This window comes from Dehalococcoidales bacterium, from assembly GCA_030698765.1.
Lineage (GTDB): Bacteria > Chloroflexota > Dehalococcoidia > Dehalococcoidales > UBA2162 > JAUYMF01.
The window spans coordinates 1-5,845 of sequence record JAUYMF010000005.1 but is presented as its reverse complement, the minus strand read 5'-3'; the positions used below and the strand labels follow the sequence as shown (position 1 = coordinate 5,845).

Below are 5,845 nucleotides of genomic sequence, written 5' to 3'. Positions count from 1 at the left end.
TTAAAGGATGAGGTATTGGCCCGCTGAAAGATTCGGAACGGGCTTCTAGCCTAGCAATAGGGGTGTTTTGGGTTTGAGGAGGAGATTGAGATTGGGGAAGGTTAGTATTCTTGGCAGGCAGATTCTTATTTCGGCTCTGCTTGTTTGATTTCTTTGTCATATTCTCTCATGGCATTTTCCAAATAATATCCCACTGCTTCCCAATCCATACGCAGTGCTATTTCGTCTGCCACCATTTCCGATGGTGAATTGTTATATGCATTGAGAGTATTGCCAAAATCAAATATGCGAGCAATACCTTCTATAATAGAAGGCCGAGCAACTAGGAAATCGCTATAAGGCCCCATACTTTACCTCCCCTCAAGTCACTAGACAATCACTGTATACCTATATCGTAACATATGTCAATAGCTGTTGTCACAATACTGTTTGATTAATCACCGTTTTCAAACATTATTGCATATTATCTCGTTATTACACAAAATGATAAGCTACCCAGAGGGTCAATAGATAGACGCAACTTTTATTCTGTCGTATAATTGCTGCGGGTATCTCAACCTGCAGGAGGGTGTCATGAAGAAGAGGCTCTATCGCAGCCGGAGTGACCGGATGATATGGGGCGTATGTGGCGGTCTGGCAGAGTACTTTGACATTGACCCTACCATTGTCAGGGTAATCGCGGTGCTATCCATATTTATTAACGGGCTGGGCATCCTGGCTTATATCATTCTGGCAATTGTCGTACCCCTGGAGCGTTCCGAGGCAGCAACCCCCGAAGATGTCATCGGGGAAAACATGGAAGAGATGAAGCAAGCCGCCAGCCAGTTAGGGCAGGAAGTCCGCTCCACCTTCAGCCGGCAATCCGCTTCCGCCGAGGTGACCCGGGCACAGCACCGCGGCCGTAATGTGCTTGGCATTGTCATTGTCGTCATTGGCGTCCTTTTCTTATTGGCCAGCCTTAACTTCCTGTGGTGGTTACGCTGGACGTATCTCTGGCCACTGATTCTGATTGCCATAGGTGTGTTGATAATATTGAATACCCGGAGAAAATAGTGATGCCCGAGGAAACGCCACCGGTAGAACACGTTGAGCAGAAACCATCGGTAGACCGCTACGTCCCGGTGGGGGGTATTTTCCTGCTCTTTCTGGGGATAGTGTTTCTTCTGCAGAGCTTGAATATCCTGTCCTGGAACATCTGGGGTACTCTATGGCGCTTCTGGCCGGTGATGCTAATCATTACCGGGCTGGCTATCCTGCTCAGGCAGTTTAATATCTGGCTGGTAAGTCTGCTGATTCTGGCGGTGCTCTTTGCCTGCCTGGGTATCGCTATCTGGCAATACGGGGTGTCTTTACCATCCGGGACGGGTATATAAATTCGGTATCTACCTCACCCCCTGTGCCCCCCTCTCCTTCAAGGAAGGGAAGTTATTTTTATTAAATCCTCCCCCTCAATCCCCCTCCTTTTTCAAAGGAGGGGGAAGAAAAGAGAAGAGGGGCTGGCGCCCCTCTTGAACGCCCCACATGGCGCCTCTCCCTTTCGTAAAGGGAGACTGAGAGGGATTTTGAAATGAGGGAAGGGGGACAGGGGGATAGGTAGCCACAACTTTACATTGGGGATGGGGCTGCTATCGCTCCTGATGGGAAAGAATCTCCAGTTATGGTTCTCTGAGCTTTAAAGCTCAGAGAACCTGGCACTTCGGGCAGAAGTAGGTGCCCCGGTGGCGCACCGCAATGCGCTGTATGGGCGTGCCGCAGCGGGGGCAGGACTTCCCCCGGCCGTGAGCAACCTGGAACTCGTCGTGGGCGGTACCCCGTGTGCCATCGGGACGGTAGTAGGTATCCGTGCTGGCCCCCTGTTTGCTGATCCCTGCCCGCAACACATGCCGGATTGCCTGATGAAGACGCTTTATTTCCTCTTGAGACAGACTGCCCCCCGTCCTCAGAGGATGAATTCCGGCGGCAAAGAGGGCTTCATCGGCATACATATTGCCGATACCGGCGACCACGTTCTGATCGCAGAGCAGCGCCTTTACCGGCGCAGTGCGTTTGGCCAGGAGTCGCGCCAGGACCGCGGGGGTAAAACCCGCTTCCAGAGGTTCCGGCCCCAGCTTACCAACAATGCTGATCTTATCTTTCGCCAGTCGCAGTATGCCAAATTTACGCGGGTCACGGAAGAAGATACTGGTATCATTATCCAGATGGATTATCGCCCTGGTGTAGCGTGGTGGCTCAGCAGAGTCATGCCCGATGATCAAAGAGCCGGTCATCTTGAGATGGACGTTCAGTAGATCGCCGTTGCTCAGGCTGAAAAACAGGTACTTGCCGCGGCGGCTGACGCCGGTTATCTCCTGCCCGATGAGGCGGGAGCGGAATTCCGGGATAGAAGATTCGCGGACTATCCCTTCCCAGAGCAGGCTAACTCCGGTGATACGGCGCCCAATGACATAGGGCGATATTTCATTTTTTACCGTTTCTACTTCAGGAAGTTCCGGCATCGTCCTGACTACAACTCTCCCCAGTTCCGCCCGGTCTTGGTATCCACCTTGAGCGGTATGCTGAGTTTCATAGCGCCGGACATTATCCGGGGGACCAGCCGGCACATCTCCTCCATCTCCGCCTCCGGCACCTCGAAGAGCAGCTCATCATGCACCTGGAGCAGCATCTTGCTCTTGAGCCGGCGCTGCACCATCTCCCGGTACAGGTTAATCATGGCTACCTTGATAATATCGGCGGATGTGCCCTGTACCGGCATATTTATTGCCATGCGCTCGGCGGCTTCCCTGATCTGCCGGTTAGCGGAGTTGATTTCAGGGATAGTGCGCCTCCTGCCCAGCAGTGTCTGCACGTAGCCCTTATCCCTGGCCTGTTGCCTGGTGGATTCAAGGTACTGTTTGACCCCGGGGTATTTATCAAAGTAGGCAGCAATGAACCGGTTGGCCTCTTCCCGCGATAGCTCGGTGGCCTGCTCCAGCCCGTAGCCGCTCATGCCGTAGATAACACCGAAATTGACCGTTTTCGCCAGCCGGCGCATGTCAGCGGTTATCCGTGATGTATCCACGCCAAAAAGCTGGCTGGCGGTAGCGGAGTGGATATCTTCATCACGGTTAAAGGCATCAAGCAGGCCGGGGTCTTGAGACAGGTGAGCCAGCACACGCAGGTCAATCTGCGAATAGTCGCTGCTGACCAGGCGTGAGCCGGGTGGAGCGATAAAGGCTTCCCTGACCTGTTTCCCCAACTCACCGCGGACGGGGATATTTTGCAGGTTAGGTTCGGTGGAAGAGAGACGGCCGGTAGCCGTCCTTGTCTGGTTAAAACTGGTGTGCAGGCGTCCGGTCCTGGGGTTTATCAGGGCGGGCAGGGCATCAATATAGGTCGATTTGAGCTTGGCTAGCTGCCGGTAGTCCAGAATAAGCTCCACTATCGGATGAGTCCCGCGCAGTTCTTCGAGCACCGCCGCCCCCGTAGAGTAGCTGCCCTTTCTCTTCTGGGCGGGCAGTTTCAGTTCCTCGAAGAGCACCGAGGCTAATTGCTGCGGGGAATTGATGTTGAACTGGTGTCCGGTGTTGTTATATATCTCAGCTTCCAGCTTGAGTAGCTGCTCCCCGAGGCGGTGCGCCATCTGTCTCAACAAATCTGTATCCAGGGCTATTCCGCTGCGCTCCATGTGAATCAGCACCGGGATCAGCGGCATCTCAACCTCGGCGAACAGCTGCCACAAACCCTGCTCACGAAGCTCGGTGCTGAACAGTCCGGTCAGCCGGCCGGTCATATCAGCATCAGCGCAGGCGTAATCAGCGGCGCGGGCTATCTCTACCTGGGACATGGACAGCTGTTTGGCGCCAGCACCGATAAGGTCGGTAATCGGAGTCATTTCGATACCCAGTCGACTGAAAGCCAGGGCTTTCAAACCTAAAGATTTCTCACTGAGCAGGTAGGCGGCGATCATGGTATCGGACTTCAGATTATTAACGGATACCCCATACTCGGCCAGCACGGCCATATCGTACTTACCATTATGGGCGAATTTTTCGATAGCGTTATCCTCAAATAGAGGTTTAAGCCCGTTGATGACACGTTCCAGCGGCAGCTGCGCCAGCTCTCCCCAGCCAACGTGGCCGACCGGGATGTAATAAGACTCTCCCGGCGCCGGAGATAGCGAGATCCCAACCAGCTGCGCCGACATCACATCCAGGCTGGTTGTCTCCAGGTCAAAGGCAAAAGACCTGGCAGATGACAGGCTGCCTAGAAGGTCGTCAAAGGCTGCCGGGATAGTAAGGATACGGTAATCCCGCCGGGGCGGCTCCTTAACTTCTACTGCCATAATTGGTTCAGTGGTCGGGTCTTCCTGAGCGGGTAACTTATCGAGCAGGCTGTAAAACTCAAGCTCCCGGAAAAACTCGGTTACCTTATTCCGGTCATAATGCTTGAGCTGGCAGCTGTCCATATCGAGGGTTACCGGGGTCTGCGTGACGATAGTCGCCAGCTCTTTGCTCTGCCGGGCAATCTTTTCGTTCTCCCTCAACAGGGATTGGAGCTTGGCTGGGGCCACCTCGTCAATATGGTCATATATTCCCTCTACCGAGTCGAACTGCTGGATGAGCTTGACGGCCGTCTTTTCACCGATGCCGGAGACGCCGGGGATGTTATCCGAAGGGTCGCCGACCAGCGCCTTGAGGTCGGTAATCTGCCGCGGCTCGACGCCGTATTTCTCCTTCACGGTTTTCTCATCGTAGAGTATGGTGTCGCTGAAAGAACCTCTCGGTTTCGGGTAGAGCACCCTTACCCGGGGTGATACCAGTTGCATGGTATCGGCATCGCCGGTGACGATAATGGTGTCGATGTCCTGCTCGCTGGCCTGGCGGCTGAGAGCGCCCAGAATATCATCAGCCTCGTAGCCATCAAGCTCAAAGATAGGAATGTTAAAGGCTTCGACCAGTTGCCTCACCCGCCCCAGCTGTTTGACCAGCTCATCGGCTGTAGGTGGGCGGTGCGCCTTATACTGCTCAAACATCTGATGCCGGAAGGTGGGGGCCTTGGTGTCAAAGGCGATAGCGTAGCAGGTGGGCTGGAGATCCTTTATCGCCTTGAGCAGCATCTGGGCAAAGCCGTAGACGGCGCTGACTATCTCCCCGGTCCGGGGGACGGTCAGCGGCCTGGTAGACTGAAAGGCGTGGAAAGCGCGGTGGACAATACCATTGCCGTCAAAGAGCACCAGCAGAGGCTTTTTCATAGGGTTATTATAACAGAGTATTGGGAATAGGGGTTAACCAACTGCATGTGATTGAATAAATACTTGCGTATGGAAGACGTACTATCAAACTCTAAATACTAATTTCTAATCCCGTATCAAGTACGGGACTAAACAATGTCAAATAAAAAACTCAGAGAACCAAGCGGTTTTGAATTATAGTGCTTCGAATTTTAGGATTTACCGGGGATGCGCTAGACCGCCATCGGATTAGCCTGGTACCAGGTAACACTTATAATTACGCTGCCGCCACTGCTGTCATTGCGAGACCATACCGACCCCGTATCGGTGTACGGGGTAAACTCCGGCGGAAGGCTTCAGCCCGAGTTCAGCGTTCGACTGAGTTCACGCCGAAGTCCCGAGGGCTTCAGCCCGAGTTCAGCCCGAGGGCGAAGCAATCTCGGCGGGGGCGGAATTATCCCTTACCCCCAGATTGCCACGTCGTCCACCGGAGGCGGACTCCTCGCAATGACAACACGAGTAACGTGCTTTTTATGGGAGAACGATTCGTTTCACTTCTTGAGCGAAAAATAATGCGTTACACCACACTAGTCTTACTTCACCGTAGGCAGTCCGGCCGCCCTCCAGGCAACTATT

General features: G+C 53.8%; 5 protein-coding genes. 2 read left to right on the top strand and 3 right to left on the bottom strand.

Features of this window, described 5'->3' with window-relative positions:
• Positions 1 to 125: 125 nt before the first annotated feature.
• Complete coding sequence (locus tag Q8Q07_00120; GenBank protein ID MDP3878700.1) at positions 126 to 347, bottom strand: hypothetical protein; 222 nt, start codon at positions 345 to 347, stop codon at positions 126 to 128.
• 226 nt (positions 348 to 573) lie between these two features.
• Between Q8Q07_00120 and Q8Q07_00115 the strand changes: the two genes are divergently transcribed.
• Positions 574 to 1,053 carry a PspC domain-containing protein gene (locus tag Q8Q07_00115; protein MDP3878699.1) on the top strand — a complete coding sequence of 160 codons (480 nt, stop codon included), beginning with the start codon at positions 574 to 576 and terminating at the stop codon, positions 1,051 to 1,053.
• A 2-nt stretch (positions 1,054 to 1,055) separates the two neighbouring features.
• On the top strand, positions 1,056 to 1,373 hold the full coding sequence (locus Q8Q07_00110; protein ID MDP3878698.1) for a DUF5668 domain-containing protein: 318 nt from the start codon (positions 1,056 to 1,058) through the stop codon (positions 1,371 to 1,373).
• Positions 1,374 to 1,679: 306 nt separating this feature from the next.
• Here the strand turns inward: Q8Q07_00110 and mutM are convergent, their stop codons facing one another.
• Positions 1,680 to 2,495, bottom strand: a complete 816-nt coding sequence (gene mutM, locus Q8Q07_00105) for a bifunctional DNA-formamidopyrimidine glycosylase/DNA-(apurinic or apyrimidinic site) lyase (protein MDP3878697.1) — start codon at positions 2,493 to 2,495, stop codon at positions 1,680 to 1,682.
• 8 nt (positions 2,496 to 2,503) lie between these two features.
• Positions 2,504 to 5,230: a DNA polymerase I gene (polA, locus tag Q8Q07_00100; GenBank protein ID MDP3878696.1), complete on the bottom strand. Its 2,727-nt coding sequence runs from the start codon at positions 5,228 to 5,230 to the stop codon at positions 2,504 to 2,506.
• Positions 5,231 to 5,845 lie beyond the last annotated feature (615 nt).